The following is a 26,410-nucleotide window of genomic DNA, read 5'->3' as shown; positions in this document are numbered from 1 at the left end:
TTGGAGGTACCGTTTTGAAAATCGGATTTTTTACAGACACCTACTTCCCCCAGGTAAGTGGTGTGGCGACATCGATCAAGACATTGAAAGAAGAGCTTGAGAAAAAAGGCCATAAAGTGTATATCTTTACTACGACCGATCCCAATGCTGATCTGGACGAAGAAGATATCATTCGCATGCCAAGTGTCCCGTTTGTGTCCTTCAAAGATCGGCGAATCGTAGTGCGCGGCATGTTGTATGCCTATTTGATCGCCAAAGAGTTAGAGTTGGAATTGATCCATACCCATACCGAGTTTGGCTCTGGGATGTTAGGGAAAATGGTGGGGCGCAAATTGCAAATTCCTGTGATCCATACCTACCATACGATGTATGAAGACTACTTGCACTACATCGCCAATGGGAAGGTCTTACGGCCGTCTCACGTGAAATATCTTTCGCGGCTATTTGCCAACCACTCGACAGGTGTTGTTTGTCCAAGTGAACGAGTCATCGATACGCTGAGGGGGTATGGTGTGGTTTCACCGATGCGGATTATCCCCACAGGGATCGAAGTCGAGAAGTTTCGTCGACCGGACATTACATCTGAAATGAAAAAAGAATTGCGGGAGAAATTAGGTATCACTGAGGATCAACCCATGCTGCTTTCCCTCAGTCGTATTTCTTATGAAAAGAATATCCAAGCGATCATCGATGGGATGCCGGAAATTCTAACCAAGATTCCTGATGCGCAATTAGTGATCGTTGGGAAAGGTCCGCATAAAGAAAAATTAGAAGAAAAAGTGGTGGATATGGCGCTAACTGACCATGTTCAATTTGTCGGCGAAGTGGCGAATGATAAAGTGGCGATCTATTACCACGCTGCCGATTACTTCGTCAGTGCCTCCACTTCAGAAACACAAGGACTGACATACACGGAAGCAATGGCTGCTGGGACCCCATTAGTCGTTGAAGGCAATGATTACTTAAACACTTTGATCGATGATCCATCGTTAGGCGTCACCTATGAGAGTGATCGGGATTTCGCAAAAGCATTTATTGATTATTATGAACAAAAGATTCCTGCTGATCCCGAAGTTCTTTCTAGGAAGATGTACGAGATCTCGGCATTACGCTTTGGTGAGTCGATGCTGTCTTTCTACCATGATATGGTTGCCTATTATGAAACCGAACGCATCGGGAAAGAAACCGAGCAGACGTTAGAAAAATTCAAAGTAAAATTAAAGGCATTTCGCCGAACGATCGATTAAACAGAAAATTTTCGCAAGTTCATGTTTTTAGCGTATACTAAAGACATGAACTTTTTTATATTGGAGGGATCTGCATGAAATTAGGATTTATCGGTACTGGTGTCATGGGTCAAGCGATGGTTGGTCATCTCTTAGCTGCAGGACATACAGTGAATGTTTACAATCGGACGAAAGCAAAAACAGATGAACTCGTTGCGAATGGAGCAATTTGGTGTGACACCCCAACAGAAGTTGCATCAGAAAGTGAAATCATCTTTACAATGGTTGGGTATCCATCAGACGTTGAAGAAGTTTACTATGGGCCTCAAGGGATTTTTCAAACGGCTGTGACGGGCAAAACATTGGTGGATTTTACCACCAGTACACCTGATTTGGCAGAACGAATCTATCAGACAGCGAAGGAAAAAGGTGCTGCGAGTATCGATGCGCCAGTTTCTGGTGGTGACCTTGGTGCCAAAAATGCCACGCTAACGATTATGGTTGGTGGCGATGAAGAAGCTTACCAACAAGTAAAACCACTTTTTAAAGTATTAGGAAAGACGTTTCAACTTCAAGGAGGGGCAGGAAAGGGTCAGCATACGAAAATGGCCAATCAGATCATGATTGCCGGAACCATGACGGGGATGACAGAAATGCTGGTCTATGCGCACCAAGCCGGTCTTGATTTACCACGAGTGATTGACACGCTTTCTGGCGGTGGGGCAGCCAATTGGTCCATGACGAATTACAGTCCCCGTATCCTAAAAGAGGATTATTCACCAGGCTTTTTTGTCAAACATTTCATCAAAGATTTGGGGATCGCTTTGGATGAGGCTAAGAAGATGGGATTGGATTTGCCGAGCACCACTTTAGCTAAAAAATTGTATGATCAGTTGGCTGAAAAAGGCTATGAAAATGACGGAACGCAGGCGCTGATTAAACTTTGGTGGCAAGATGGAAAAAAATCTTAAAATGACAAAAAAAATACGAAAAATCAATGCAAGATAGAGGATGTTTTGATACAATATAACGGACAGAAAAAGGAGGCTTACGAATGAAAAGTTCGCAATTAGTCGCTATCATCAAACGTTTAGAAGCGATGGTCGAAGCGCAAGACAATGAAGTTCAAGTACGTCGTTTTGAAAAAGAAGGCGTCGAAAAATGTACCGTTACTTATGACAATTCGACAGAAACGTTTGAATTAACGGAAGCAGAATCAAGTCAATCTTATCAATTTGATAATGTTGATATTGTAGCCATGGAAATCTATGATTTGATCCAATAAGAATGAGTGGGACGTTCGTCGTCGCTTTCTCATTTCTATACAGCAAGCCTACTTGGGCTTGCTGTTTTTTATTTATCTGCTGCTTTTTCTTGGCGGTACAGGTGATTAAGGATGATCCCTAATGGATCGAGATCTTCCGGGGCTAAAGGTAGCGCAGCGCTTGATGGCGGAAGTGGCTGGAATGTTTCTTCGGGAGAAAGAATGTTTGTTTGGATCAACTTACCAAAGCTGACTTGATAGTATTTGAGTTGAGTCGTCTGTGATACTGGCTCCTCTAAGTCAAGGGGAATCGAAAAAATCACTTCCGGTTCTTGAATGAACTGATTGACCCTCACGATTTCTTGGTAAAAGCTTTCTGCTAAATGGATCTCTCGCTGCAGTACACTAGCTTGTTCAAACAATAAGTGATCAATCAGGTATGCCAAGCGTTTTTTAAGGAGTGAAAAACAGTCTGTCTTCTTTCCTGCAAAAAAACAGCCGATCTCTCGCCACTTCTCTTCCAAGGGATACGCCTCCATTTGAGGGAGTTGTTTACGTAAGGTCAATAGCGTCAGTTCGTTGACAGTCGGCAATTGAAACGTTTCTGACAATAATTGAAACAACACAGGCAATTTTTTTGTTTGCCGAAAGGGGCCATAACTGCCAATTTGTGGTGTTTGAGTGATCGTGAAGCTATGATTCGTCAAATCAACAAAGCAATAGTTCGCTGAATGGTTCATTTGTCGGTTGTAGATAGGATGAAAAGCTTGGATCAAACGACATTCAAGTAATAGTGCATCCAATTCGGTATCTGTTTCGATCGTTTCAAAATCAACGACATTATAAACAAGTCGAAGCACCTTATTGGCATGCTGCTGGTTTTTTCGGAAGTAGGAAACGACACGCTGCTTCAATGATTTGGCTTTTCCCACATACAAGACTTCGTTGTGTTGATCTTTCATTAGATAAACGCCAGGCTTTTCAGGCAGTGCATTTGCTTTGTTTTTTAGAAACTCTTTGTTCGGATTCATCGATCTTTCCTCTCCTTCCTTCAAAGAGTAGCAGATGAGAGCGGAGAGAGCAACGTTTGCTGGCCGTTGACAAGAAAAAAATAGGAATAGAGAGGAGACAACGCAATGATAAACTTTGACATTCAAAGGAAATTTCTCTATAGCGGAAACGGATTATTTTGTCAACTCGCAGCTTTTAGAATCTTAGAAAATCAGTTCTCAAATAAAAATGTGCTTAAAAATAAAAAAAGTTCGAAAAAATTCTTGCATTTCTCAATAACTTCCGATATAGTTTGACTATCAAATGATTTGATTATCAAAGTATTCGGATGGTGAAGGTTATGGAACCCAATTTAGAAACAGTTAATGACTACTTAGTCAGCGTCTTTAATGACATCTTAGTGATTGAAGAATCTGAATTGAAAAAATCTCAATTCAAAGACCTTTCAATTACCGAAATGCATACCATCGAAGCCATCGGGATGTACAAAAAAAAGACCACGACTGAAGTTGCCAAAGAGCTTTCGATCACTGTTGGGACTTTGACCATCGCGATCAATCGTTTGGTGAAAAAAGAATATGTAGAACGGATTCGCAGTGAAGATGATCGGCGAGTCGTCAAACTAGGTTTGACGAAAAAAGGAAAACTCCTTTATCGTGTTCATCAGCATTTTCATCGTGAGATGGTGAAGGGTGTCTTGAGTCAGATGTCTCCTGAAGAGGAACAGGCACTGTTGAAAGCACTGAAAAATCTGCATGACTTTTTACAAGATTATAAGTGAGAATAATGGATGAATATGTTTGGAAAAATTACCGCGACTGCAAGTTATGTTCCAGAAAAAATCGTAACAAATGATGATCTATCAAATTTGATGGATACTTCAGATGAATGGATCCATTCTCGCACGGGAATCAAACGAAGAAGAGTCGCTGTCGGCGAAAACACTTCAGACCTTTGTATTCGCGTCGCTCAAACGCTCTTACAAGATGCTCAGCTTTCAGCAGAAAGTCTAGATTTTATCTTGGTAGCGACGATCACACCGGATTTTAATACACCGGCGGTTGCTTGCCAAGTCCAAGGGGCGATTGGGGCAGTCAATGCCTTTGCTTTTGATATCAGTGCAGCATGTGCTGGTTTCGTGTATGCATTGTCTATGGCTGAAAAACTGATTCGAACGGGCGCTAAAAAAGGATTGGTCATCGGTGGAGAAGTACTTTCAAAAGTCTTGGATTGGAACGACCGTTCGACGGCTGTTTTATTCGGAGATGGTGCCGGCGGTCTATTGTTGGAAGCATCTTCAGAGCAGCATTTGCTCAAAGAGTCTTTAAAAGCAGATGGGACGCGAGGCATGTCCTTAACATCTGGTTTTCGCACGAATGAGAATCCTTTTTCACAAAACGCTCCGGCGTATAGTGCTTGTATGCAAATGATTGGACGAGAAATCTTTGATTTTGCGACGCGTGATGTGGTCGCCTCGATCAATGATCTGACACAAGATGAAGCAATCGATTATTTTTTGCTTCACCAAGCAAATTCACGTATTTTAGACAAAGTTGCTCGCAAGCTGAAGCAGCCCCGTGAGAAATTTTTGCAAAATATGCAAGATTATGGCAATACTTCGGCAGCCTCGATTCCGTTATTGCTAGATGAAGAAATCAAACGAGGTACACTGTCACTTGGCAGTGGTCAAAAAGTGGTGTTCTCAGGTTTTGGCGGCGGATTAACATGGGGAACTATGTTAGCCACCTTATAACTTGTTCACGAAACAAAATTACTATTGAAAAACACATTGGAGGAATATACACATGGTATTCGAAAAAATTCAAGAAATCGTAGCAGAAGAATTAGGAAAAGAAAAAGAAGAAATCAAATTGAACACAAACATCCAAGAAGATTTAGAAGCAGACAGCTTGGATCTTTTCCAAATCATTAACGAGATCGAAGATGAATTCGATGTGAAGATCGAAACAGAAGATGGTATCACAACCGTTGAAGATCTAGTTAAATATGTAGAAAAACAACAAGCATAAAACAAAGGCTAGGCAGACAGCCTAGCCTTTCCTTTTTAAGAACGTGTTTTTGCTGATTCATAGACGAACTGCAAGAAGCCATGTTCTCCAACGACAACGATCAAAGTAATGAAGGAGTACAAGATGAAGACAGCCTTTTTATTTAGCGGTCAAGGCGCACAGTACCCCAAAATGGGAGAAGAGCTCTATCACCAAGAAGCCATCGTTCGTGAGACGTTTGAACAAGCCAGCACCATTCTAGGATATGATATGGCGGAGCTATGCTTTACTGAAAACGAACGTTTAAACCAGACGGAATATACGCAGCCTGCCATCTTAACGGTAAGTACGGCTTTTTGGCGTCTTTTGGATGCGCAAGGAATCAAAGCAGATGCTGTTGCTGGCTTGAGTTTAGGCGAATATACAGCCTTAGTCGCTAGTGGTGCGCTTGATTTCCAGACAGCAGTCGCATTGGTACAAAAGCGCGGTCGGTATATGGCAAGTGCGGCGCCAGCAGGTGTTGGGAAAATGGTTGCTGTGATGAACACACCCGCTGAAACGATTGAAGAAATCTGTAAAGAAGCAAGTCAAGTGGGGATCGTGACACCAGCGAATTACAATACGCCGCAGCAGATCGTCATTGGCGGTGAAGCGCCGGCAGTGGATAAAGCGGTGGAATTGTTACAAGCTGCTGGAACCAAACGGGTGATTCCTTTAAATGTCAGCGGTCCTTTCCATACCGCTTTGTTGGAACCCGCATCGCAGCAATTAGCACAGGAATTAGCTCAAATCACCTTTGATGAGTTGCAAGTACCTGTCATCAGCAATACGACCGCGCAGCCAATGCAGCAAGACCAAATCAAGGAACTGTTGACGCTGCAAGTGAAATCGCCAGTGCGTTTTTACGAAAGCATTGCGACACTGAAGCAGCTTGGCATCCAACAAGTCATCGAGATCGGACCAGGAAAAGTATTGAGCGGTTTTATGAAGAAAATAGACAAAGAAATCCAGACTGCGCGTGTAGAAGATAGCCAAACGTTGGCAGATACACTAGCCCGATTCAACTAGGAGGAATTTATGGATCTGCAAAATAGAAACGTCTTTGTAACTGGTAGCTCGCGAGGGATCGGTTTTACCATCGCGGAAGCCTTTGCCAAAGAAGGAGCGAATATCGTTTTAAATGGACGAAAAGAAATTCCCCAGTCACTGATCGATCGCATCACCAGCTACGGCGTGAAATGTGTAGCGATCAATGGGGACATTTCTGATTTTGATCAAGCGGCAGCCATGCTTTTGGAAGCAGAAGCGGCAGTCGGACCGATCCACATTTTGGTCAATAATGCCGGAATCACGAATGACAAATTATTGTTGAGAATGAAACCCGAAGATTTTGATTCAGTGATCAAAATCAATTTGACTGGTACCTTCAATATGACGCAGCACGCGTTGAAAAAAATGATGAAGTTGCGAGAAGGCCGCATCATCAATTTGACGAGTGTGGTCGGCTTGACGGGAAATATCGGGCAAGCCAACTATGCGGCAAGTAAAGCTGGCGTGATCGGTTTTACGAAATCTGCCGCTCGTGAAGGTGCCGCTCGGGGGATCACCTGCAATGCGATCGCCCCAGGATTTATCGAAACAGAGATGACTGAAGTGCTGTCGGATAAAGTCAAAGAACAATCATTGGCAACTATTCCATTACAGCGTTTTGGTTCCACACAGGATGTTGCGCAAACAGCAGTCTTTTTAGCAAAAAGCCCCTACATCACTGGTCAGGTGATCAGTGTAGACGGCGGGATGGCAATGCAAGGGTAGGAGGAAGAAAAGATGAATCGAGTAGTAGTTACAGGATACGGCGTCACTTCTCCAATCGGAAATGACCCAGAAACTTTTTTAGCAAGTTTACAAAACGGGACCAACGGCATCGGCCCGATTACAAAATTTGACGCAGAAGCAACAGGGATCTCAGTTGCTGCTGAAGTCAAAGATTTTCCGTTAGAAAAGTACTTCGTTAAAAAAGATACGAAGCGGATGGATCTTTTTTCCATTTATGGAATTTATGCGGCCTTAGAAGCGATGGAAATGGCGAAGTTAGATACAGAAACCATTGATGTGGATCGTTTTGGCGTGATGGTTGGTTCGGGGATCGGCGGCTTGCCAACGATTCAAGACCAAGTGATTCGAATGCATGACAAAGGAGCAAATCGGGTATCACCAATGTTCGTACCGATGTCGATCGTAAATATGGTTGCCGGCAACATTGCGTTACGGGTAGGTGCGAAAGGCATTTGTACGACGACTGTTTCCGCCTGTGCTTCTGGTACCCATTCAATCGGTGAAGCTTTCCGAAACATCAAGCATGGCTATGCAGATGTCATGATCGCTGGTGGTTCAGAAGCGACGATCTGTGAAATCGGTATTGCTGGTTTTGCTTCTCTGACGGCGTTAACCACTGAATCAGACCCTGACAAAGCTTCCGTTCCGTTTGATAAAAATCGTAGTGGATTTGTCATGGGTGAAGGCGCTGGCGTCTTCATTTTAGAATCATTGGCGCATGCACAAAAACGTGGGGCAACGATTTTAGGTGAAGTCGTAGGGTACGGTGCGAACTGTGATGCCTACCATATGACTGCGCCAAACCCTGATGGATCAGGTGCTGGAAAAGCAATGAAATTAGCGATGCAAGAAGCGGCGATTACCCCAGCTGAAGTTGGTTACATCAATGCCCACGGTACAAGCACGCCCGCCAATGACAGTGCAGAAGCGACATCGATCCAATACGGATTGGGCGAAGACTATAAAAAACCATATGTCAGCAGTACAAAGTCAATGACTGGTCATTTGCTTGGGGCGGCTGGTGGAATCGAAGCCATTGCTTCACTATTAGCATTACAACATCAATTTATTCCACCAACCATCAACGTGACAGAACAAGATCCTGAGATCGACTTGAACGTTGTTATCAATCAAAGCCAACCAGCAGAATTGACCTATGCCATGAGTAATTCACTTGGGTTTGGCGGTCATAATGCAGTGATCTTGCTGAAACGTTGGGAGGAAGCGTAATTGGAAACACATGAGATAAAAGAGCTGCTCAGCCAATTCGATCAATCGACGTTAACTGAGCTTCAATTAAAAAAAGAGACGTTTGAACTTTATTTTAATAAAAATACGACAAGTGGGCTACAAAATGCACAATCTACACCTGCGCCTGCTCCTGCAGCGAATGCTGCGCCAACTCCTGTTGTACCAACGCCTGCTGTCTCAGCGACACCTGACACAGTAGAAGCGGCAAAACCTGTCTTAGAGGGCAAAGAAGTTGTCTCGCCATTAGTGGGTGTCGTTTATTTGAAACCAAGTCCTGACAAAGATAACTTTAAGCAAATCGGCGATCACGTGAAAAAAGGCGATATTCTTTGTATCGTTGAAGCGATGAAAGTCATGAATGAAATCGTCAGCGACGTCGATGGCGAATTGGTTGAAGTCTTGGTTGAAAGCGAACAAATCGTTGAATTCAATCAACCATTATTCCGTGTGAAAGAAGGGTAAAGCAATGAGCGCATTAACGATTCAAGAAATCAAAGAAATCATCCCTCATCGTTATCCGATGCTTTTAGTGGATCGCGTTGAGGAGTTAGAAGAAGGCAAACGGGTCGTTGCGAAGAAAAACGTTACCATTAATGAGCCGTTTTTCCAAGGTCATTTTCCCCATGAACCAGTGATGCCTGGAGTATTGATCGTGGAAGCAATGGCGCAAGCAGGTGCTGTGGCATTATTGTCATTGGAAGACTTTCGTGGGAAAACTGCCTACTTTGGCGGTTTAGACAAAGCAAAATTCAGAAAAAAAGTAACACCAGGCGATACCTTGATCTTAGAAGTAGAAATAATCAAAGTAAAATCTGCAGCCGGCATCGGCAAAGGAATTGCCTATGTTGATGGAAAAAAAGTGGCGGAAGCAGAATTGACTTTCATGATTGGATAGGTGAGACATGTTTTCTAAAGTATTGATCGCAAACCGTGGCGAAATCGCCGTACGTATCATTCGCGCTTGTCGCGAATTAGGTATTCAAACGGTCGCCGTTTATTCAGAAGCAGATAAAGAAGCGTTGCACACAGAGCTTGCCGATGAAGCGATTTGTATCGGACCTGCCAAAGCAGCTGACTCTTATTTGAATGTACAGCAGATCCTAAGCGCTGCAATCGTCACAAAGGCTGAGGCGATCCATCCCGGCTTTGGCTTTCTTTCAGAGAATAGCCGCTTTGCTGCGATGTGCGAGGAATGCAATATCGTCTTTATTGGGCCAAAGAGTGAGACTATCGATGCAATGGGAAACAAAATCAATGCAAGACGCTTGATGATCGAAGCAGAAGTACCGGTCATTCCCGGAAGCAAAGGCGCGATTTCTGATGTGGAAGAAGCTTTAACGATCGCTGAAGAGATTGGTTACCCGGTCATGCTCAAAGCAGCAGCCGGCGGTGGCGGTAAAGGGATACGGAAAGTCGCCGATAAAGAAGCGTTGCCACATCATTTTGTTTCGGCACAGCAAGAGGCGAAAGCGGCATTTGGCAACGATGAAATGTACATTGAAAAAATCATTTATCCTGCTCGACACATAGAAGTGCAAGTGTTAGGTGATTCTTTTGGTAATATTATCCACCTTGGTGAACGCGATTGCTCGCTGCAACGCAACAACCAAAAAGTGTTGGAAGAATCTCCTTCTGTGGTGATTTCTGAAAGCAAACGAGCAGAGCTAGGAGAAGCAGCGGTACGTGCCGCACAAGCGGTAGGGTATCGCAATGCCGGCACGATCGAGTTTTTAATGGCAGACAATGGGGCGTTTTATTTCATGGAAATGAACACTCGAATCCAAGTGGAACACCCCATCACTGAAATGGTGACGAACATTGATCTAGTCAAAAAACAACTCGAAGTTGCTAGTGGTGAACCGCTAGGCTTGACACAAGCAGACATCAAGATGACAGGTGCGGCAATCGAATGTCGGATCAATGCAGAAAATCCAGCCTTCAATTTTGGACCGTCACCAGGAAAGATCAACAATTTATTTCTGCCTGGTGGAGGCTTGGGTGTACGGGTAGACAGTGCCATGTATTCCGGCTATACGATCCCGCCTTATTATGATTCCATGATCGCTAAAGTGATCGTTCACGGCGAGAACCGTTTTGAAGCATTGATGAAAATGCAGCGGGCGTTAGCTGAATTAGTGACCGATGGTGTCATTACGAATGCAGAATTCCAAATGGACTTGATCAGTCACCCGAAAGTGATTGCGGGAGACTATACAACCGCCTTTTTACAAGAGGAATTTTTGCCAAATTGGACACCTGAACAATAGGAGGGAAGTTGAGTGGCTTTATTTAAGAAAAAAAACTACATTCGCATCAATCCTAATCGAGGTCAGCTGCCAACGAACGAACCAGTCGTCCCAGATAATCTTTGGGCGAAATGTCCTAGTTGCAAACGAACGCTTTATACGAAGGAGATGGGGGCAGAAAAAGTCTGTCCCCACTGCGGGTATAATTTCCGGATCAGCGCCTGGGAACGGATCGCTATCACGATTGATGAAAAAAGTTTTGAAGAATGGGACACAGATGTTACCACAAAAGATCCCCTTGATTTCCCAGGGTACCTGGATAAAGTCGCACAAATGCAAGAAAAAACTGGTTTGCATGAGGCTGTTCTAACGGGAGAAGCCAAAGTTCGAGGATTGCCGTTAGCAATCGGTGTCATGGATGCGAATTTCATCATGGGCAGTATGGGAACGGTCGTGGGGGAGAAAATCACCCGTTTGTTTGAACGTGCGATCGAAAAACAGCTACCAGTTGTTCTTTTTACCGCTTCGGGTGGGGCTCGGATGCAAGAAGGGATTTTGTCACTGATGCAAATGGCGAAGATCTCCGCGGCAGTAAAACGCCACAGTAAAGCTGGCTTGTTTTATCTAACGGTTTTAACGGACCCGACCACCGGTGGCGTTACCGCTAGTTTTGCGATGGAAGGGGATATCATCCTGGCAGAACCGCAAGCATTGATCGGTTTTGCTGGACGACGTGTGATTGAACAAACCATTCGTCAGGAACTACCTGAAGATTTTCAAAAGGCAGAGTTCCTGTTAGATCATGGCTTTGTCGATCAAATCGTTCCACGGACGAACTTGCGGGAGAAAATCTACCATTTGATTTCTTTGCATACGCGGAAAGGATGGAATCGCAATGACTAGAGCAGCCCACGAAATCGTTGAACTCGCTCGCAGCAAAGACCGCTTGACGGCACTGGATTACTTTGAAGGCATTTTTTCTGAGTTTGAAGAGTTTCATGGAGACCGTCTGTTTGGCGAAGATGAAGCCGTTGTTGGCGGGATAGCTTGTTTAGATGGCAAGCCAGTGACCGTGATCGGTATTCAAAAAGGCCGTAATCTACCTGAAAATTTACGCAGAAACTTTGGCTCACCACATCCTGAAGGCTATCGAAAAGCGTTACGCTTAATGAAGCAAGCAGAAAAATTTCAGCGACCTGTGGTCACATTGATCAATACAGCAGGGGCGTTTTGTGGTATTGGCGCGGAAGAACGGGGAGAAGGTGAAGCGATTGCCCGTAACTTGATGGAAATGTCCGATTTAACGGTGCCGATCTTGGCAATCATCATTGGTGAAGGCGGCAGCGGCGGTGCTTTAGCACTGGCTTTAGGGGATGAAGTGTGGATGATGGAACACTCGATCTATGCCATTTTATCTCCCGAAGGCTTTGCTTCGATCCTATGGAAAGATGGTAGCCGGGCCAAAGAAGCTGCTGGTTTAATGAAGATCACTGCCCAAGAACTATTTGAATTAGGCGTTATTGAAAAAGTGATTGCTGAAACCCATGAAGAGGCCTTTTTACCGAAAGAGCAATTGATGGAACAGATGAAAGCGGCAATTTCAACGAAACTCGCTGAACTTTCTACGTTGCAAACAGAAGAATTGCTTGAGGCAAGGTATCAGCGTTTTCGCCGATTTTAACAACTAGGATATCCACTCTGATTAGAGAGAGGGTATCCTAGTATTTTTTTATTAAAAGTGTTATTGAATAAATCGTGCAAATGACGAAGTTTTTAGTTTAAAATTTAATTATTCTGTGCTATTATGTATATATTCTGAATATAAGAAGATTATATTGCATAAATATTTGTTTTGAAGAGGAGCGTTTTTAATGAAAAAATTATTTGGAGCACTTGTTGTATTGACGGGGATTTTGGTTTTAGGAGCTTGTGGAAATGGCGGCTCATCGAGTACTGGCAGTTCTAGTGCCAGCGGTTCGGCGGATAACCAATTGGAAGCCATCAAAGCAGCCGGTGTGTTGAATGTGGCAACTTCTGCTGACTTTGCCCCCTTTGAATTTCATGCCTTGATTGATGGCAAAGATACGATCGTGGGCGCAGATATCGATATGGTCAATGAGATCGCTGATCGTCTTGGTGTCGAAGTGAATATTTTGGACCTTGATTTCAATGCTGTCTTGACTGCTTTGCAACAAGGAAAAGCCGATATCGCTGTTTCAGGCATCTCAGCAACTGACGAACGTAAACAGACTTTTGATTTCACCGATAACTATTTTACACCAGAACAAAAAGTAGTTGTTAATAAAAACAATGAGTCGGCATTTGATTCAATCGAAAGCTTGTCTGGCAAAAAGGTGGGCGCTCAAAAAGGCTCGATCCAAGAAATGATCGTTCAAGACCAATTAGCGGATTCGCAATTGGTTTCCATCGCCAAAGTTCCGAATCTAGTCAATGAATTGAAACAAGGATCGATCGATGGTTTGGTGCTTGAAAGTGCGGTGGCTGAATCGTATGTTGCACAAAATGATGACCTCGTGATCACTGATGTAGCATTAGAAGCGTCTGAAGGCGATTCTTATGCAATTGCTTTACCTAAAGGGAGTACCGAACTACAAGAAGAGCTAAACAGTATTTTGAAAGAATTGATTGAAGATGGTACAATCGATGAGTATGTACAAAAGAACACAGATCTAGCCAACGAAAATGCGGCGCAATAGATAGAACGGAGTAGACACAATTATGGATTTATCCTTTTTAGCGATATATTACCCTTATTTTCTTTCTGGTGTGGTGATCACCATCGTGATCTCTATCATCACCGTGATCTTTGGAACGATTCTAGGGGTGATTTTTGCCCTAATGAAATTATCAAAAGTGACGCCTTTGCGCTGGTTTGCTAATGCGTATATTGAAGTCATCCGCGGCACACCGATGCTGGTGCAAATTTTGATCGCTTTTGGTCTTTTGCAAGGAATGTTTGCTTTGCCGACAGTCTCAATCGGCGTGCTGAGTCTTGATTTTGGGCGGCTCTTTCCAGGGATCATTGCCTTATCACTAAATTCCGGGGCATACGTTGCTGAAATCGTCCGAGGGGGAATCAATGCCGTTGATTACGGTCAAACAGAAGCGGCTGGTTCTTTAGGGCTGCGGCCTTTTCAAACGATGCGTTATGTCGTATTGCCACAAGCACTACGCAACATCTTGCCGCCACTAGGCAATGAATTTATCGTTTTGATCAAGGATTCCTCTTTGCTTTCAACGATCGGCATCTACGAGCTGATGAACAGTGCGCAGATCGTTGTCACCAGTTCTTTCCAACCATTAACGCCTTTCTATGTGGCGGCGGTCATTTATTTCATCTTGACGTTTACGACTTCGCGACTATTGAGTTTATGGGAAAAGAAACTAGGAAAAGGCTATCGTCGTTAAAAGGAGAAGACAAGCTATGATGTTAGATATTCAAGAGTTACACAAAACCTTTGGCAGCAATCAAGTGCTGAAAGGGATCACAACGACGATCGAGCAAGGAGAAGTCGTTGTGGTGATTGGACCATCTGGTTCAGGAAAAAGCACGTTCTTACGCTGTTTAAACTTACTAGAAGTACCGACAAGCGGAAAAATCTTTTTTGAAGGAACCGATATTACCGATCCAAAGAATGATTTGTATAAGATGCGGGAAAAAATGGGCATGGTTTTTCAAAATTTCAATCTTTTTCCGAATATGACGGTTTTAGAAAACATTACTTTGTCCCCGACGAAAGTCAAAAAGGTAGCAAAACCAGCTGCTGAAACACTAGCAAAGCAACTATTGAATGATGTAGGTCTGCCTGATAAGGCAAACTCCTATCCACAAAGTCTATCTGGTGGACAAATGCAACGGATCGCTATTGCACGTGCCTTGGCGATGGAACCGGATGTGATGCTCTTTGATGAACCGACTTCTGCGTTAGACCCTGAAATGGTTGGCGAAGTATTGTCCGTTATGCAGCGTTTGGCTCAGCAAGGAATGACGATGGTCATCGTCACTCATGAAATGGGCTTTGCGAAGGAAGTCGCGGATCGGATTTTATTTATGGATCAGGGAATCATTATGGAGGAAGGAACGCCAGAACAGCTCTTTGATCATCCGAAAAACCCGAGAACCATTGATTTTTTAAGTAAAGTATTGTAAAATGCGAGAAGCTCGCAGTTGCAAATGACAATTTTGGACTTTTTCTAAGCATCCTTTCAGTAAAAGGATGCTTTTTTGACGGAAAAAAAGAATACTTTAAAGAAGTGATGGAACAAACTGTTGTTTCGACACCTTCGTTTTTCAGTTCTTTTACAAGAAACCTGCAGAAACTAGCGCACTTGCTAGTATTCAAAAAGATTCTATTGTATAATTACAGGTTGAAGAGGTCTGATCCTTTTAGAAACTGCCTGCTTGCTTGTCAACAGCTAGTACGGTTTCTTTTTAAAGATCGACTATGTGGATCGATGACTAGTCGCCGACTTTTAACATGCGAAGAAATCAGATAGTAAAGGAGATTCTATGTTTTCAAATTATAAACCGACTTGGATGGTCGATGCGATTTATAAAATCACCCCTAGCCAACTAAAGGCACAGGGGATCAAAGGGATTTTGACCGATCTTGATAATACCTTGATTGCTTGGAATAATCCTGATGGAACTGAAGAATTAAAAAACTGGTTATTGGAAATGAAAAACGCTGGCATACCGGTGATTGTCGTTTCTAACAACAATAGTGAACGCGTGGCACGGGCTGTTGCGCCTTTTGGTTTAAAGTACGTACACCGCGCATTAAAACCTTTTTCAAGAGGGATCAAACAAGGGTATCAGCAATTAGGCTTGAAAAAAGAAGAGGTTGTCATGATCGGCGATCAGATTATGACGGATGTACGAGGTGCCAATCGTGCTGGTGTTCGCAGCATTCTAGTGAAACCAGTGATACCAACGGATTCTTGGAAAACCCAGTTTAATCGAGCAGCAGAAAGAAAAATCATGAACTATTTATTGAAACACAACCCAGAGTTAAAATGGCGTGGAGGAATTTAATATGACAGAAGGAATCGAAGAAATTCACTGTATCGGCTGCGGGGCATTGATTCAAACAACAAATCCTAACGAATTGGGGTACACCCCGCAATCTGCATTAGAAAAAGGACTTGAATCAGGAGAAGTCTATTGTCAACGCTGCTTCCGCTTGCGCCATTACAATGAGATCCAAGATGTCGCGCTGACAGACGATGATTTCCTACGTTTGCTGAATGAAATCGGGGAAAAAGACGCCTTGATCGTTAATGTCGTCGATATTTTTGACTTTAATGGTTCATTGATCCCAGGACTGCACCGCTTTGTTGGTGATAATCCTGTTTTATTAGTGGGCAACAAGGTGGATATTTTACCGAAATCTTTGAAAAAATCGAAAATGACCCAATGGATGAAGGAACGGGCTTACGAAGTCGGTTTAAGACCCGTCGATGTATTGTTGACGAGTGCCAAGAAACCGGGTGAAACCAAAGCGTTGCTACAAGCGATCGAAACGTATCGTGAAGGTCGTGATGTGTATGTGGTTGGTGTGACGAATGTTGGAAAATCAACATTGATCAATCAAATCATCAAACAAACAGCAGGGATCAACGAGCTGATCACCACTTCGCGATTCCCTGGAACTACATTGGATAAAATTGAGATTCCATTGGACGACGGGCACTTTTTGATCGACACACCAGGAATCATTCATCGTCATCAAATGGCACACTATTTAGGTAAAAAAGATCTGAAAATCGTGGCACCAGCCAAAGAAATTAAACCGAAAGTGTATCAATTGAACCCTGAACAAACCTTGTTCTTAGGGGGACTTGCCCGTTTTGATTTCATACAAGGAGAACGAAGTTCGTTTGTTGCCTATGTAGCGAATGATGTAGCGATCCATCGGACCAAATTAAGTAAAGCCGATGAATTTTATGAGAAACATGTTGGTGGGCTGCTGCAGCCGCCACGAGCAGATGAAGTGGCGGATTTTCCTGAACTCGTCCGTTTCGAATTTTCAATCAAAGAAAAAACCGATATCGTTTTTGCTGGACTTGGCTGGATCACGATCACCAAACCATGTGTCATCGCCGGGTGGGCGCCAAAAGGTGTCGATGTGCTTAGACGTAAAGCATTAGTATAAGGAAGAAGGAAGATTATGGACTTACGAGGAAAACAAAAAAGATTTTTACGAAGTGAAGCGCACCATCTAAACCCGATTTTTCAAATCGGCAAAGGCGGCTTGAATGACGCGATGGTGTCGCAAATTGAAGAAGCACTAGAAAAACGGGAATTGATCAAAGTCTCATTACTCCAAAATACCGATGAGGTTGCTGACGAAGCAGCTGAAACGATCCGTGAGAAAGTTGGCTGTGAAGTGGTTCAGATCATCGGACGAGTGATCGTTTTATTCAAACCGTCTAGTAAAGAAAAATACCAAACGATTTCAAGCAAAGTTCGTTCAATTTAGGAGGGAGAAGGCATGCAAGGACAAACATTTGGAAAGGTACAAACGGTTTTAGAGACACAAACACAAGAACTTGTACCGAAAAAGCAAGTGGGCATTCTTGGTGGAAATTTTAATCCAGTACACTACGCACATCTGGTCATGGGTGAGCAAGTAGGGCAAGCATTAGGGCTGGATAAAGTTTATTTCATGCCTGAGTATTTACCGCCTCATGTTGATGAGAAAAAGACAATCCCCGCTGAGCATCGTTTAGCGATGTTGAAGTTGGCGGTCGCCGATAATCCGCGATTTGCTGTAGAGACCATTGAGTTGGAACGAAAAGGTAAGAGTTATACGGTTGATACGATGCGGGAATTGACAGCTAAGAATCCAGATACTAATTATTATTTTATCATTGGCGGGGATATGGTGAACTATTTACCAAAATGGCATCAAATCGATGAGCTGATGGAATTGGTAACTTTTGTGGGGGTTCGCCGCCCGGAAGTGCCGATCGATAGCCCATACCCGATTATTTGGATCGATATTCCTCTAATGGATGTCAGCTCAACAACAATTCGTAAAAAAGTGCAACAAGGTTGTTCGGTTCGCTACTTATTGCCAGATAATGTGTTACACTATATTCAAGAAAAGGGGTTGTACTTGGATGAAGAGTGAACACTACACACAAGCAGAACGGGAACTTTTGATGCAAAAGGTCCAAATGCAGATGAGTCAAAAGCGCTTTGAGCATGTGTTGGGTGTCGAAAAAACGGCCGTTGCCCTTGCGGAAAAATATGGTGCTTCATCGGTCAAAGCCAGCATCGCTGCTTTGACGCATGATTATGCGAAGGAACGCAGCGATGAAGAATTTCAATTAGTCATTCGTAGAGACGGATTTGAATTGGATCTCTTGAACTGGAACAATGCTATCTGGCATGGACTCGTCGGTGCTGATTTCGTTCAACGAGAATTAGAAATCGATGACGAAGAAATCTTACAAGCGATCCGTTTGCACACAACCGGAGCTGCCAAGATGAGCCTACTAGATAAAATCATCTATGTAGCAGATTATATCGAACCCGGGCGTACGTTTCCTGGAGTCGTTGAGGCTAGGGAAATCGCAATGATCGACTTAGATGCCGCTGTTGCTTACGAAACGAAACATACCTTGCTTCATTTGATCGAAACAGAAGCAGTTATCTACCCAAAAACGATCGAAACCTACAATTTTTGGGTAGCCAAATATAGGAGGGAATTACCATAGATAGTCAGAAAATATTAGAAATTGCTGTAAAAGCCGCCGATTCAAAACATGCCGAAGATATTATGGCATTAGATGTGCGGGAAATCTCTTTGCTAGCAGATTACTTTGTGATCTGTTCAGGAAATAGTGAACGTCAAATCAATGCGATCATTGATGAAGTCATCGATAAAGAAGAAGAAAGTCAAGTATCTGTTCGCCGTGTCGAAGGAAAAGATGGTGGAAAATGGGTCTTGATCGACTTAGGTGACGTAATCGTTCACGTATTCAGTGCCTCAGAACGTGCTTTTTACAACCTAGAAAAATTATGGTCTGATGCGCCGCTTGTGGATCTTAATGAATGGGTCGTGGTGTAATGGCTTACGAAACCTTCGCATTTGTCTATGACGAAGTAATGGATTCCAGTCTCTATAAAAAGTGGCTGGATTTTTCTTGTCGTCATTTAGGAAAAAGAAAACAGCTGTTAGAATTGGCTTGTGGAACCGGTGCGTTAGCCGTTGAATTTGCCAAGGCTGGGTTTGATGTGACTGGGTTAGATCTTTCAGAAGAGATGCTGATGATCGCTAGTCAACGGGCTGAAAAAGAAGAGGCGGCTGTGCAATTTGTTGCGGGTGACATGCTGGATCTCGTAGATATTGGCACCTATCAAGCTATTACTTGCTATTCTGACTCCCTTTGCTACATGGAAGACGAGCAGAGTGTGCAGCAAGTTTTTGATGGTGTTTACAGTTGTTTAGAAGAAGATGGCGTCTTTTTATTTGATGTGCATTCCTTATATCAAATCAATGAAGTGTTTCCTGATTATAGCTACCATTACCAGACGGATGAATTTGCCTTTCTTTGGGAAAGCTATCAAGGAGAAAAAGACCATAGCATTGAACATTTCTTGACCTTTTTTGTTGCACAAGAGAATGGGTTGTTTGAACGCTTAGATGAGCTTCATCAAGAAAGAACCTATCCTCTCGAAAGCTATTTAAGAATGTTAGAAAATGCTGGTTTTGCTAATGTTGAATGCTACGCTGATTTTATCGATACAAAACCAAATGAAAAAAGCCGTCGCTGGTTTTTTGTCTGCCATAAGTAACCGTTATGTAAAACAGGAGGGATGTCGATGAAGGCTTGCGGACTAGTCGTAGAATATAACCCTTTTCACCATGGCCACCAATACCATGTGGACAAAGCCAGGCAAGAAACCAACGCTGATGTCATTGTAGCCGTGATGAGTGGGAATTTTTTACAGCGTGGCGAACCAGCAATCATCGATAAATGGCAACGAGCCCAAGCGGCATTGCAAAATGGCGTCGATTTGGTCGTTGAACTGCCATCCGCTTGGGCCGTCCAGTCTGCTGATTTTTTTGCAGCGGGAGCGATTAGGATCTTACAAAATCTGCAATGTGATTCTTTGTGTTTTGGTACAGATGCGAAACAACCCTTTGACTATGCAAAGTTCGCTCAGTTTGAAAAAGAAAATCAGCGGATGATCGATGACGCATTTCAACGCATAGCTAGGCAAAATGCTACCTATAGTCAAAAAATGAGTATGGTCCTCAGTGAGCTTTATCCTGAGTACCATGCAGAAAAAGACCAGCCGAATCATCTGTTGGGTATGGCGTATGCACGGGAAGTGTTGTGTTATGAAAAACCAATGAGGCTTGTTCCCATTCAACGAATTGCGGCCTCTTATCATTCAGAACAATTTAAGCATCCAACGATCGCTAGTGCCACAGCCATTCGTCAAGGACTCAAACAAGGTGAAGCTGTTGTGGATTTTGTTCCTGAAGCAACACAAAAATTTCTTTCGCAAACAACAGTCGACTGGGAAGCCTTTTGGCCGTATCTTCAATACCAGATCATTTCTGCCCCCCTCGAAAAATTAGCTGCTATTTACCAGATGGAAGAAGGACTAGAATATCGACTAAAACAATATGTGACTGCGGCGGATTCGTTTGCAGATTTTATCAAGTTTTTAAAGACAAAACGCTATACCCAAACGAGACTGCAGCGTCTTGCTTGTTATGTATTGTTCCAAGTGACAAAAGCTGAAATGAAGGAAGCCCAAGCACATCCCTTTATTCGAGTCTTAGGCTATACAAAGCAAGGGCAGCAATATTTAAAAGAAGTCAAAAAAGAGCTGACCCTGCCGCTGATCGCTAAATTCGGTAAGAAAGAAGCACAGCGCTACGGCTTGTCATTGCGGATCGACCAGATTTATCAGCAAGGGAATGCTCAAATCTCAGAACAAAATTTTCGAAGAATTCCGCTTTTTATTGATAAATAAGTGAAAATTGCTTCACAGAACGCCATTTGACAAGTATAATGAATAAGGATTTTTAAAAACAAGAAAGCGAAGTGAAATCATGGGTCGTAAATGGGCAAATATCGTAGCGAAAAAAACTGCTAAAGATGCAAACAATAGCCGAGTTTATGCAAAATTTGGAATCGAAATCTACGCAGCAGCAAAATCGGGTGATCCTGATCCTCACGCGAACCAAAAATTACGCTTTGTTATCGAACGTGCGAAAACCTACAATGTGCCAAAACACATTATTGACCGTGCGATTGAAAAAGCCAAAGGTTCTGGCGATGAACAATACTCAGAACTTCGATATGAAGGATTTGGACCAAATGGATCAATGGTGATCGTCGATACTTTGACAAACAACGTCAACCGTACCGCAGCCGATGTTCGGGCCGCTTTTGGTAAAAACGGCGGGAACATGGGTGTTTCTGGGGCAGTTGCTTATATGTTTGATAACACAGCATTATTTGGCTTTGCTGGTGACGATGCCGATGAGATCTTAGAATACTTGATGGACAAAGAGATCGATGTTCGTGATGTTGTTGAAGAAGATGGACAAATTATCGTTCACGGTGAACCAAGTGACTTCCATGCCATTCAGGAAGCCTTGAAAGAAAAAGGAATCACCGAATTTTCAATTGCTGAAATGCAAATGATTCCTCAAAATGAAGTAACCTTAACTGGCGATGATCTAGAAAAATTCGAAAAAATGATCGATGTATTAGAAGATCTTGAAGATGTTCAAAATGTCTATCACAATGTGGCAGACGCTGAAGAATAAGACATACTGGCAGCCTAGAGGTGATCTGGCTGCCAGTTTTTGGTGTTTTTTTCATCAACCTTCCGTTGTTTAGTCAAGTGAAAAAAACAAGAGAGCGAGAAGCACTTCTCTTGAAAATTCTTCAATATTCATCGTCTTTTCAGTTGGTTTCCAGACATTTTATATGTTATGATTTACTACATAAGCAAACAACTCGTTAGGGGGGCAGACATGGAAGAAAAAATCGTTTTAGAGCCATTTAATCGAATCTTAAGTGGTTTTGAAAAGCTAGCAGAAGTGTCTGTATCGATTTCTGACTGCTCGGCTCTTTGTCGGAAATATCAAAAGTATGGGGTGGAAGGGTATCGTCTAGGCGATTATCGTGGTTCTTCTTATTTGAATCGTTATTTAAATGTCGTCGTTGATCGCGCACCCTTGTTAATTTATAAAGAGCGATTCTTGATTCCTTTGGTCTTTCGCATGTCGGAATACTCTGAACGGCTCTTTATCGATGATTATCGAATGGAAGGGTTCTTCTTGCTGTTGGATTGGCTTTTGGAACACCGACCAGAAAAAGCAATTATTGATTATAAGCGAACGCGTGCTTTACCTCACAGAAAGGAATTGGTGATCGATAGTTCTTATGTGCTTTTTCGATTGACGGAAATTCTCGACGGTGCTGGTTTTCCTCTTAGTCGCTTTACAACGATCGAGGAATTTAGTCAATGGAATCGTACCCATCGTTTGATCGATAATGGCAGTATCGGACGTCATACAAAATTATTTGTTCCAGAAGATCCGGAACACGTTTCTGAGCTGCAGATGATTTTGACAATCGTTGGGATGCGTTATCCAGAAACCCGCTTATTTATTGGCGAATTAAAAGGCTAAAAAACATCACAATCGGCTGGTTTCATTTGAGAATCAGTCGATTGTGATGTTTTTTTGTTAGGTTATTCGTTAATCCGTGATGCTTCTTGAAACTGATAAGTGGCAGGATCAGCTTTCACTAGAAGCGGCAATTCTTCTTGGGTAAGGACGGTCAACTGATGCATCGCCCGTGTCGCCATTGTATAAAAAATCAATTGGTCTTGTTCAGTCACGAAAGTGGTACCTGGTGTCCAGACAAATACTTGGTCAAACTCTAGCCCTTTTGCTAAAAAGGCCGGGAAGATCATGACATTGCGTTTCATGAAGTCTTCTTCAGAGGTGATCAGCTGCACTTGTTCCTGCATTGTTTCTGCCAGCTGGGCATATAACTGCTGGCAATCCTTTGCGGTTTTACAAATGATCGCGGTGCGCCAACGCTGATTCTCAGCTGCCTTTCGAATACTGGTTTCTAGGAAAGCCAGATTTTCAGATTCAGTTCCTTTAACAATTGTTGGTACCGCACCTTTACGAGCCGTCAATTCCACTTGATCACTGCCAACTAAAAATTGATTGGCGAAATCTGTGATTTCTTTAGTCGAACGATAGCTGGTTTTCAATTGATAACGTTTCACGCTTTCGTGGGGGAATAATTCTGCTAATGCTCCGACGATCGTTTCATTGCCATAAACTTTTTGGTTCAAATCGCCGCACAGGGTGATACCAGCCTTTGGATAAAGCTCACGCAGCAGAGCCACTTGTGCTGGTGGAAAATCCTGCATTTCATCGATAAAGATAAACCGAGCTTTTTCTTCGACGTGAACAGGATAAAGCTGTTTGATCAGTAAGAAAAACAAAACGGCGTCTTCTTGTTTGATTTGTCTTTGGCGCATTCCTTGGCGAATGTTGGCAATACTTTGCTGCCAAGCCGCAGCCTCGATGCCAGTTTCTTTGACTGCAGCAGACTCAACCGATTGTAAAAAGTGTAAGTATTGCTTGGCTTGGTTGATAAACTGAAAGTTTTTCACTCCCCGCGTCAAGGAACGGAACTTCTTACGGACGATCTGCTGTCTGAGTTTCTTCCGCAAACGGCGTTCGTTTTCTTCGCTGTATTCTTGATGAGGATCGTTGGTAAATACTTGTTGCAATTGCTCTTCGGTCGCTTCTTTGACCCAGTCTTTTTTGGCTTCATCTTTTTCCAAGCCGCCGATTTTTTTTAATAATTTTGTTTGAAGCAGTTGGGTTCTTTGGTAAATCGGCAATTCATGATTGGTTTCTTGGTACCAGCGGCGAATCTGTTCTTTTGTCAAATAGGTTTGCCCTTGGATTTTTAGATCACGGAACAAGGGGCCGATCGGTGCAATCGAACGGACATAACGGTTGATTTTTTCCACCAAGAAAAGACTACTTTTGATTTTTTCAATGGCATCATCGTCGCCGCTTAAAAAGTTCTCTTCTTGTTGGGTTTCTTTTGTTACTTCATAGCCAGTCAGAATCAATTGGATAAAGTGGTGGAAGGTTCTTGTGGGCACTTCACTTTCCCCTAATGAAGGCAGGACCATGGATATATAGTCAGAAAACAAATGATTGGGTGAAAACAGCAAGACTTGTTTTTCGTCCAGCCATTTGCGATTACGGTAAAGTAAAAAGGCGACCCGTTGCAATAAAGCAGAGGTTTTCCCACTTCCAGCAATCCCTTCGATCAGTAAAAATTTATTGGTGGTATCACGAATAATTTGGTTCTGTGCTTTTTGGATCGTTGAAACGATGTTACGCATTTGAGAAGAAGAGGCCTCATCCAAGATTTCCAATAAAAATTCGTCATTGATGATCTCCGAAGTATCGACCATCGATAAGATCTCACCATTTTGAATTTTAAACTGGCGTTTTAAGAGCAGCTCTACCGTAAAACGGTCGGTGTCTGTTTCGTAGAAGGTTTCACCAAGTTCTCCTTCATAGTAAAGATTAGCGATCGGTGCGCGCCAGTCAATGACGATCGTTTCTTCCTCTTTGTCTCGTAAAGAAGCGATCCCTAAATAGAGGGTCTCGGTTTCTTGCTCTTCTTTGAAATCGATTCGAGCAAAGTAGGGATTGCCTGCCATCGTTGTTAGGGTTTTGACGCGTTTTTCTTGTGATTCTGCGGTTTGATACTTGATCAGCAGTTCTTGTTCATGCTGCTGGTACTCGATAACTGATTCATAAAAGGCTTCACTGTCGCCTCCGCGAATTTTCTTATCGGCGATTTCTTTTAATTGATCATCCATTTTAGCGGCTAATTCTTGTTTTTGCTGCGAAAGGATCGCTTGTTCTCTGTGGATCAGAGCAATGGTTTCATTGACATGTTGTTGTTCTTTTGGACGTTCGTTCACGAAGGATCCTCCTTAAAAAAATTGCGACATAAAATTATAGCATATTTTCCCTGTGAATGTCGTGGAAAAAAAGAAACTATGCTAATATTTATAAAAAGAGCTTAGGTGTTCAAAAACGAAACGAAATAGAGGTGGAAAAGGTGAGAGAAGAAGCAGAATTGCGCCAATTGATCCTGTCTGTTGGGAAACGTGTTGGGGCACGTGCCATCGGTTTATCTGGTTCACGGACCGATCCACAGGCGCCAAAAGATATTTTGCAGGATTTTGACGTGGTCTTCGTGATGGAGGATATTCAGCCTTTGGTCGATGATTCTTCATGGTTAGAAGCCTTTGGATCAATCATGATCAGGCAAACACCGGAAGCTAGCACGATTTATCCGCCGAGTTTGGGCGGGTGTTTTACGTACTTGATGCATTTTTTAGACGGAGTAAGAATCGATCTCATGCTATGTCCACTTGCACTGGTCGATCGTCTTGCTAAAGAACCAGGCTTGCAGCCGCTGCTTGATCCAGACCAATTACTAAGTTTTGCTAATCAAGCAAATCATTCGCATTACTGGATCAAGCGCCCGACCCAAGCCGCTTTTCAAGAACACTGCAACGAATTTTGGTGGGTAAGCACGTATGTCGTGAAAGGGCTGCTTCGAAAGCAACTAATTTATGCTACGGATCATTTATACACCATTTGTTGGCAAGAATTGTTATGGATAGAAGATTTGTTTGTTGCCCATGCTCAGCAATTTCAGGTGAGTACTGGGAAAAATCATAAATACCTGCAGTCGTTTCTAACGGAAAAGGAGTGGCGGGAATTGACCTCATTGCTTGATTTTTCCACGATCACTGCTTGCGGTCAGTCCCTTTTGAAGATGCAAAAACGATTTGATAAGCAAGCAAAGAAAATCAGCGAGAAATTAGGGTTGGCCTATGATTGGCAAGAAGCTGAGAATGTCCAAACATATACGAAGTATTGGAGTGAAAAAAATTGGCAAATGAGACCAGAGAACCAAAAATAAAAGACAGTCAGATTCAAGCGTTTTGGCAGCGGTTTTTAAAAGCAAATCCAAGAAATCAATCTTCTCTGACCTATGAAGATGCTTGGTCCTTTGGTGATACTTCAGAAATGGCGGATGAACTGGCAGCACTTGTTTTAGCTGGCAAAAAGACAGCGACGACCTCCGCCGCTGCGCTCTATGAAATCGAGCAAGAAGCATTGCCACAATCAGAAACGTATAGTGTCCTTTTAGATGGTTCGGATGTACCAAGAGCTGTTCTTTATTTAGAGTCAGTGTCGATCGTGCCATTTGATGAAGTGACAGCAGCGTTTGCCTTTTTAGAAGGGGAAGGAGATCGCACTTTGGCTTATTGGCGCCGTGTTCATGAAGCTTTTTTTCGACGAGCTTATGCCTCAGCGGGGTTGTCTTTTCACGATCAAATGCTATGCGTTTGTGAAAAGTTTTCTGTCGTGTATCAGGAGGAATAAAGACACGTTTTTCTTTGGAAATCATGGGAATAGCTTTTGTCTTTTTGAA

General features: G+C 43.0%; 31 protein-coding genes. 29 read left to right on the top strand and 2 right to left on the bottom strand.

Features of this window, described 5'->3' with window-relative positions; translation table 11 throughout:
- The first annotated feature begins 14 nt into the window (after positions 1 to 14).
- The 3 genes from IGK63_RS08920 (at position 15) to IGK63_RS08910 (ending at position 2,511) form a co-directional block, all read left to right on the top strand.
- Positions 15 to 1,247: a glycosyltransferase family 4 protein gene (locus tag IGK63_RS08920; RefSeq protein WP_016612193.1), complete on the top strand. Its 1,233-nt coding sequence runs from the start codon at positions 15 to 17 to the stop codon at positions 1,245 to 1,247.
- Positions 1,248 to 1,321: 74 nt separating this feature from the next.
- Positions 1,322 to 2,197 carry an NAD(P)-dependent oxidoreductase gene (locus IGK63_RS08915; RefSeq protein WP_016612192.1) on the top strand — a complete coding sequence of 292 codons (876 nt, stop codon included), beginning with the start codon at positions 1,322 to 1,324 and terminating at the stop codon, positions 2,195 to 2,197.
- Between the two features lie 83 nt (positions 2,198 to 2,280).
- Positions 2,281 to 2,511, top strand: coding sequence for a YkuJ family protein (locus IGK63_RS08910; RefSeq protein ID WP_005225886.1), 231 nt, complete (start codon positions 2,281 to 2,283; stop codon positions 2,509 to 2,511).
- 68 nt (positions 2,512 to 2,579) lie between these two features.
- Here IGK63_RS08910 and IGK63_RS08905 read toward each other — a convergent pair whose 3' ends face one another.
- Complete coding sequence (locus IGK63_RS08905) at positions 2,580 to 3,521, bottom strand: GIY-YIG nuclease family protein (protein WP_016612191.1); 942 nt, start codon at positions 3,519 to 3,521, stop codon at positions 2,580 to 2,582.
- Between the two features lie 320 nt (positions 3,522 to 3,841).
- Here IGK63_RS08905 and fabT point away from each other — a divergent pair, with 320 nt between their 5' ends.
- The 24 genes from fabT to IGK63_RS08785 all read left to right on the top strand — a co-directional run bounded on the left by fabT (position 3,842) and on the right by IGK63_RS08785 (position 22,536).
- Complete coding sequence (gene fabT / locus IGK63_RS08900) at positions 3,842 to 4,282, top strand: fatty acid biosynthesis transcriptional regulator FabT (RefSeq protein WP_008378199.1); 441 nt, start codon at positions 3,842 to 3,844, stop codon at positions 4,280 to 4,282.
- Positions 4,283 to 4,291: 9 nt separating this feature from the next.
- A complete protein-coding gene (locus IGK63_RS08895) occupies positions 4,292 to 5,254 on the top strand; it encodes a beta-ketoacyl-ACP synthase III (RefSeq protein WP_005225889.1) in 963 nt (320 codons plus the stop codon).
- A gap of 52 nt (positions 5,255 to 5,306) precedes the next feature.
- Positions 5,307 to 5,531, top strand: coding sequence for an acyl carrier protein (locus tag IGK63_RS08890; RefSeq protein ID WP_005225890.1), 225 nt, complete (start codon positions 5,307 to 5,309; stop codon positions 5,529 to 5,531).
- A 123-nt stretch (positions 5,532 to 5,654) separates the two neighbouring features.
- Entirely contained in the window at positions 5,655 to 6,578 is a 924-nt protein-coding gene (fabD, locus tag IGK63_RS08885; protein WP_034872550.1) for an ACP S-malonyltransferase, read from the top strand.
- 9 nt (positions 6,579 to 6,587) lie between these two features.
- Positions 6,588 to 7,325 carry a 3-oxoacyl-[acyl-carrier-protein] reductase gene (fabG, locus tag IGK63_RS08880; protein WP_016612189.1) on the top strand — a complete coding sequence of 246 codons (738 nt, stop codon included), beginning with the start codon at positions 6,588 to 6,590 and terminating at the stop codon, positions 7,323 to 7,325.
- A 12-nt stretch (positions 7,326 to 7,337) separates the two neighbouring features.
- The gene (gene fabF, locus IGK63_RS08875) at positions 7,338 to 8,576 is read left to right on the top strand and encodes a beta-ketoacyl-ACP synthase II (protein WP_016610185.1); all 1,239 of its coding nucleotides are present in this window, start codon (positions 7,338 to 7,340) and stop codon (positions 8,574 to 8,576) included.
- Positions 8,577 to 9,059 (top strand): acetyl-CoA carboxylase biotin carboxyl carrier protein, encoded by a 483-nt coding sequence (accB, locus tag IGK63_RS08870; RefSeq protein ID WP_016612188.1) that lies wholly within the window; start codon positions 8,577 to 8,579, stop codon positions 9,057 to 9,059.
- A gap of 4 nt (positions 9,060 to 9,063) precedes the next feature.
- Complete coding sequence (fabZ, locus tag IGK63_RS08865) at positions 9,064 to 9,492, top strand: 3-hydroxyacyl-ACP dehydratase FabZ (protein WP_005225895.1); 429 nt, start codon at positions 9,064 to 9,066, stop codon at positions 9,490 to 9,492.
- A 7-nt stretch (positions 9,493 to 9,499) separates the two neighbouring features.
- On the top strand, positions 9,500 to 10,864 hold the full coding sequence (locus tag IGK63_RS08860) for an acetyl-CoA carboxylase biotin carboxylase subunit (RefSeq protein WP_016612187.1): 1,365 nt from the start codon (positions 9,500 to 9,502) through the stop codon (positions 10,862 to 10,864).
- A gap of 12 nt (positions 10,865 to 10,876) precedes the next feature.
- Positions 10,877 to 11,746 carry an acetyl-CoA carboxylase, carboxyltransferase subunit beta gene (gene accD / locus IGK63_RS08855; RefSeq protein WP_005235586.1) on the top strand — a complete coding sequence of 290 codons (870 nt, stop codon included), beginning with the start codon at positions 10,877 to 10,879 and terminating at the stop codon, positions 11,744 to 11,746.
- Complete coding sequence (locus tag IGK63_RS08850) at positions 11,739 to 12,524, top strand: acetyl-CoA carboxylase carboxyl transferase subunit alpha (RefSeq protein ID WP_005235587.1); 786 nt, start codon at positions 11,739 to 11,741, stop codon at positions 12,522 to 12,524. Before accD ends, IGK63_RS08850 begins: the two co-directional genes overlap by 8 nt.
- A gap of 190 nt (positions 12,525 to 12,714) precedes the next feature.
- On the top strand, positions 12,715 to 13,560 hold the full coding sequence (locus tag IGK63_RS08845; RefSeq protein WP_005235588.1) for a transporter substrate-binding domain-containing protein: 846 nt from the start codon (positions 12,715 to 12,717) through the stop codon (positions 13,558 to 13,560).
- 22 nt (positions 13,561 to 13,582) lie between these two features.
- Complete coding sequence (locus IGK63_RS08840; RefSeq protein WP_005225900.1) at positions 13,583 to 14,272, top strand: amino acid ABC transporter permease; 690 nt, start codon at positions 13,583 to 13,585, stop codon at positions 14,270 to 14,272.
- A gap of 16 nt (positions 14,273 to 14,288) precedes the next feature.
- Positions 14,289 to 15,014, top strand: a complete 726-nt coding sequence (locus IGK63_RS08835) for an amino acid ABC transporter ATP-binding protein (protein ID WP_016612186.1) — start codon at positions 14,289 to 14,291, stop codon at positions 15,012 to 15,014.
- Positions 15,015 to 15,374: 360 nt separating this feature from the next.
- Complete coding sequence (locus tag IGK63_RS08830) at positions 15,375 to 15,899, top strand: YqeG family HAD IIIA-type phosphatase (protein ID WP_008378174.1); 525 nt, start codon at positions 15,375 to 15,377, stop codon at positions 15,897 to 15,899.
- A gap of 1 nt (position 15,900) precedes the next feature.
- Positions 15,901 to 17,019 (top strand): ribosome biogenesis GTPase YqeH, encoded by a 1,119-nt coding sequence (gene yqeH, locus IGK63_RS08825; RefSeq protein WP_034872547.1) that lies wholly within the window; start codon positions 15,901 to 15,903, stop codon positions 17,017 to 17,019.
- Positions 17,020 to 17,034: 15 nt separating this feature from the next.
- On the top strand, positions 17,035 to 17,346 hold the full coding sequence (gene yhbY / locus IGK63_RS08820) for a ribosome assembly RNA-binding protein YhbY (protein ID WP_008378170.1): 312 nt from the start codon (positions 17,035 to 17,037) through the stop codon (positions 17,344 to 17,346).
- 12 nt (positions 17,347 to 17,358) lie between these two features.
- Positions 17,359 to 18,000: a nicotinate-nucleotide adenylyltransferase gene (locus tag IGK63_RS08815; RefSeq protein WP_005235597.1), complete on the top strand. Its 642-nt coding sequence runs from the start codon at positions 17,359 to 17,361 to the stop codon at positions 17,998 to 18,000.
- The gene (yqeK, locus tag IGK63_RS08810) at positions 17,990 to 18,589 is read left to right on the top strand and encodes a bis(5'-nucleosyl)-tetraphosphatase (symmetrical) YqeK (RefSeq protein ID WP_016612183.1); all 600 of its coding nucleotides are present in this window, start codon (positions 17,990 to 17,992) and stop codon (positions 18,587 to 18,589) included. Before IGK63_RS08815 ends, yqeK begins: the two co-directional genes overlap by 11 nt.
- Before the next feature lie 11 nt (positions 18,590 to 18,600).
- Positions 18,601 to 18,942, top strand: coding sequence for a ribosome silencing factor (gene rsfS / locus IGK63_RS08805; RefSeq protein WP_034872545.1), 342 nt, complete (start codon positions 18,601 to 18,603; stop codon positions 18,940 to 18,942).
- Positions 18,942 to 19,670 (top strand): class I SAM-dependent DNA methyltransferase, encoded by a 729-nt coding sequence (locus tag IGK63_RS08800; protein ID WP_016612181.1) that lies wholly within the window; start codon positions 18,942 to 18,944, stop codon positions 19,668 to 19,670. Before rsfS ends, IGK63_RS08800 begins: the two co-directional genes overlap by 1 nt.
- Positions 19,671 to 19,697: 27 nt before the next feature.
- Positions 19,698 to 20,864, top strand: a complete 1,167-nt coding sequence (locus tag IGK63_RS08795; protein WP_016612180.1) for a nucleotidyltransferase — start codon at positions 19,698 to 19,700, stop codon at positions 20,862 to 20,864.
- A 79-nt stretch (positions 20,865 to 20,943) separates the two neighbouring features.
- The gene (locus tag IGK63_RS08790; protein ID WP_005225911.1) at positions 20,944 to 21,666 is read left to right on the top strand and encodes a YebC/PmpR family DNA-binding transcriptional regulator; all 723 of its coding nucleotides are present in this window, start codon (positions 20,944 to 20,946) and stop codon (positions 21,664 to 21,666) included.
- Positions 21,667 to 21,876: 210 nt separating this feature from the next.
- Positions 21,877 to 22,536, top strand: coding sequence for a hypothetical protein (locus IGK63_RS08785; protein WP_034872543.1), 660 nt, complete (start codon positions 21,877 to 21,879; stop codon positions 22,534 to 22,536).
- 62 nt (positions 22,537 to 22,598) lie between these two features.
- On the opposite strand, the gene helD is transcribed toward IGK63_RS08785, so the two are convergent.
- A complete protein-coding gene (helD, locus tag IGK63_RS08780) occupies positions 22,599 to 24,881 on the bottom strand; it encodes an RNA polymerase recycling motor HelD (protein ID WP_016612178.1) in 2,283 nt (760 codons plus the stop codon).
- A gap of 140 nt (positions 24,882 to 25,021) precedes the next feature.
- Here helD and IGK63_RS08775 point away from each other — a divergent pair, with 140 nt between their 5' ends.
- Both IGK63_RS08775 and IGK63_RS08770 read left to right on the top strand, forming a co-directional pair.
- Complete coding sequence (locus IGK63_RS08775) at positions 25,022 to 25,894, top strand: aminoglycoside 6-adenylyltransferase (protein WP_034872541.1); 873 nt, start codon at positions 25,022 to 25,024, stop codon at positions 25,892 to 25,894.
- Positions 25,864 to 26,361, top strand: coding sequence for an ASCH domain-containing protein (locus tag IGK63_RS08770; RefSeq protein WP_016612176.1), 498 nt, complete (start codon positions 25,864 to 25,866; stop codon positions 26,359 to 26,361). The genes IGK63_RS08775 and IGK63_RS08770 overlap by 31 nt, the downstream gene beginning before the upstream one ends.
- The last annotated feature ends 49 nt before the right edge of the window (positions 26,362 to 26,410 follow it).

The sequence above is a fragment of the Enterococcus sp. AZ040 genome (assembly GCF_050499185.1).
In the GTDB taxonomy this organism is placed as follows: domain Bacteria; phylum Bacillota; class Bacilli; order Lactobacillales; family Enterococcaceae; genus Enterococcus_D; species Enterococcus_D entomosocium.
The sequence above is the reverse complement of the archived record's forward strand: the minus strand, read 5'-3'. Positions and strand labels throughout refer to the sequence as shown.

Excerpts from the sequence above, each read along its gene's own strand:
- IGK63_RS08915 (WP_016612192.1), top strand. The coding sequence starts at position 1,322 with ATGAAATTAGGATTTATCGGTACTGGTGTCATGGGTCAAGCGATGGTT.
- IGK63_RS08910 (WP_005225886.1), top strand. The coding sequence starts at position 2,281 with ATGAAAAGTTCGCAATTAGTCGCTATCATCAAACGTTTAGAAGCGATG.
- IGK63_RS08905 (WP_016612191.1), bottom strand. The coding sequence starts at position 3,521 with ATGAATCCGAACAAAGAGTTTCTAAAAAACAAAGCAAATGCACTGCCT.
- fabT (WP_008378199.1), top strand. The coding sequence starts at position 3,842 with ATGGAACCCAATTTAGAAACAGTTAATGACTACTTAGTCAGCGTCTTT.
- IGK63_RS08895 (WP_005225889.1), top strand. The coding sequence starts at position 4,292 with ATGAATATGTTTGGAAAAATTACCGCGACTGCAAGTTATGTTCCAGAA.
- IGK63_RS08890 (WP_005225890.1), top strand. The coding sequence starts at position 5,307 with ATGGTATTCGAAAAAATTCAAGAAATCGTAGCAGAAGAATTAGGAAAA.
- fabD (WP_034872550.1), top strand. The coding sequence starts at position 5,655 with ATGAAGACAGCCTTTTTATTTAGCGGTCAAGGCGCACAGTACCCCAAA.
- fabG (WP_016612189.1), top strand. The coding sequence starts at position 6,588 with ATGGATCTGCAAAATAGAAACGTCTTTGTAACTGGTAGCTCGCGAGGG.
- fabF (WP_016610185.1), top strand. The coding sequence starts at position 7,338 with ATGAATCGAGTAGTAGTTACAGGATACGGCGTCACTTCTCCAATCGGA.
- fabZ (WP_005225895.1), top strand. The coding sequence starts at position 9,064 with ATGAGCGCATTAACGATTCAAGAAATCAAAGAAATCATCCCTCATCGT.
- IGK63_RS08860 (WP_016612187.1), top strand. The coding sequence starts at position 9,500 with ATGTTTTCTAAAGTATTGATCGCAAACCGTGGCGAAATCGCCGTACGT.
- IGK63_RS08850 (WP_005235587.1), top strand. The coding sequence starts at position 11,739 with ATGACTAGAGCAGCCCACGAAATCGTTGAACTCGCTCGCAGCAAAGAC.
- IGK63_RS08845 (WP_005235588.1), top strand. The coding sequence starts at position 12,715 with ATGAAAAAATTATTTGGAGCACTTGTTGTATTGACGGGGATTTTGGTT.
- IGK63_RS08840 (WP_005225900.1), top strand. The coding sequence starts at position 13,583 with ATGGATTTATCCTTTTTAGCGATATATTACCCTTATTTTCTTTCTGGT.
- IGK63_RS08835 (WP_016612186.1), top strand. The coding sequence starts at position 14,289 with ATGATGTTAGATATTCAAGAGTTACACAAAACCTTTGGCAGCAATCAA.
- IGK63_RS08830 (WP_008378174.1), top strand. The coding sequence starts at position 15,375 with ATGTTTTCAAATTATAAACCGACTTGGATGGTCGATGCGATTTATAAA.
- yqeH (WP_034872547.1), top strand. The coding sequence starts at position 15,901 with ATGACAGAAGGAATCGAAGAAATTCACTGTATCGGCTGCGGGGCATTG.
- yhbY (WP_008378170.1), top strand. The coding sequence starts at position 17,035 with ATGGACTTACGAGGAAAACAAAAAAGATTTTTACGAAGTGAAGCGCAC.
- IGK63_RS08815 (WP_005235597.1), top strand. The coding sequence starts at position 17,359 with ATGCAAGGACAAACATTTGGAAAGGTACAAACGGTTTTAGAGACACAA.
- yqeK (WP_016612183.1), top strand. The coding sequence starts at position 17,990 with ATGAAGAGTGAACACTACACACAAGCAGAACGGGAACTTTTGATGCAA.
- IGK63_RS08800 (WP_016612181.1), top strand. The coding sequence starts at position 18,942 with ATGGCTTACGAAACCTTCGCATTTGTCTATGACGAAGTAATGGATTCC.
- IGK63_RS08795 (WP_016612180.1), top strand. The coding sequence starts at position 19,698 with ATGAAGGCTTGCGGACTAGTCGTAGAATATAACCCTTTTCACCATGGC.
- IGK63_RS08790 (WP_005225911.1), top strand. The coding sequence starts at position 20,944 with ATGGGTCGTAAATGGGCAAATATCGTAGCGAAAAAAACTGCTAAAGAT.
- IGK63_RS08785 (WP_034872543.1), top strand. The coding sequence starts at position 21,877 with ATGGAAGAAAAAATCGTTTTAGAGCCATTTAATCGAATCTTAAGTGGT.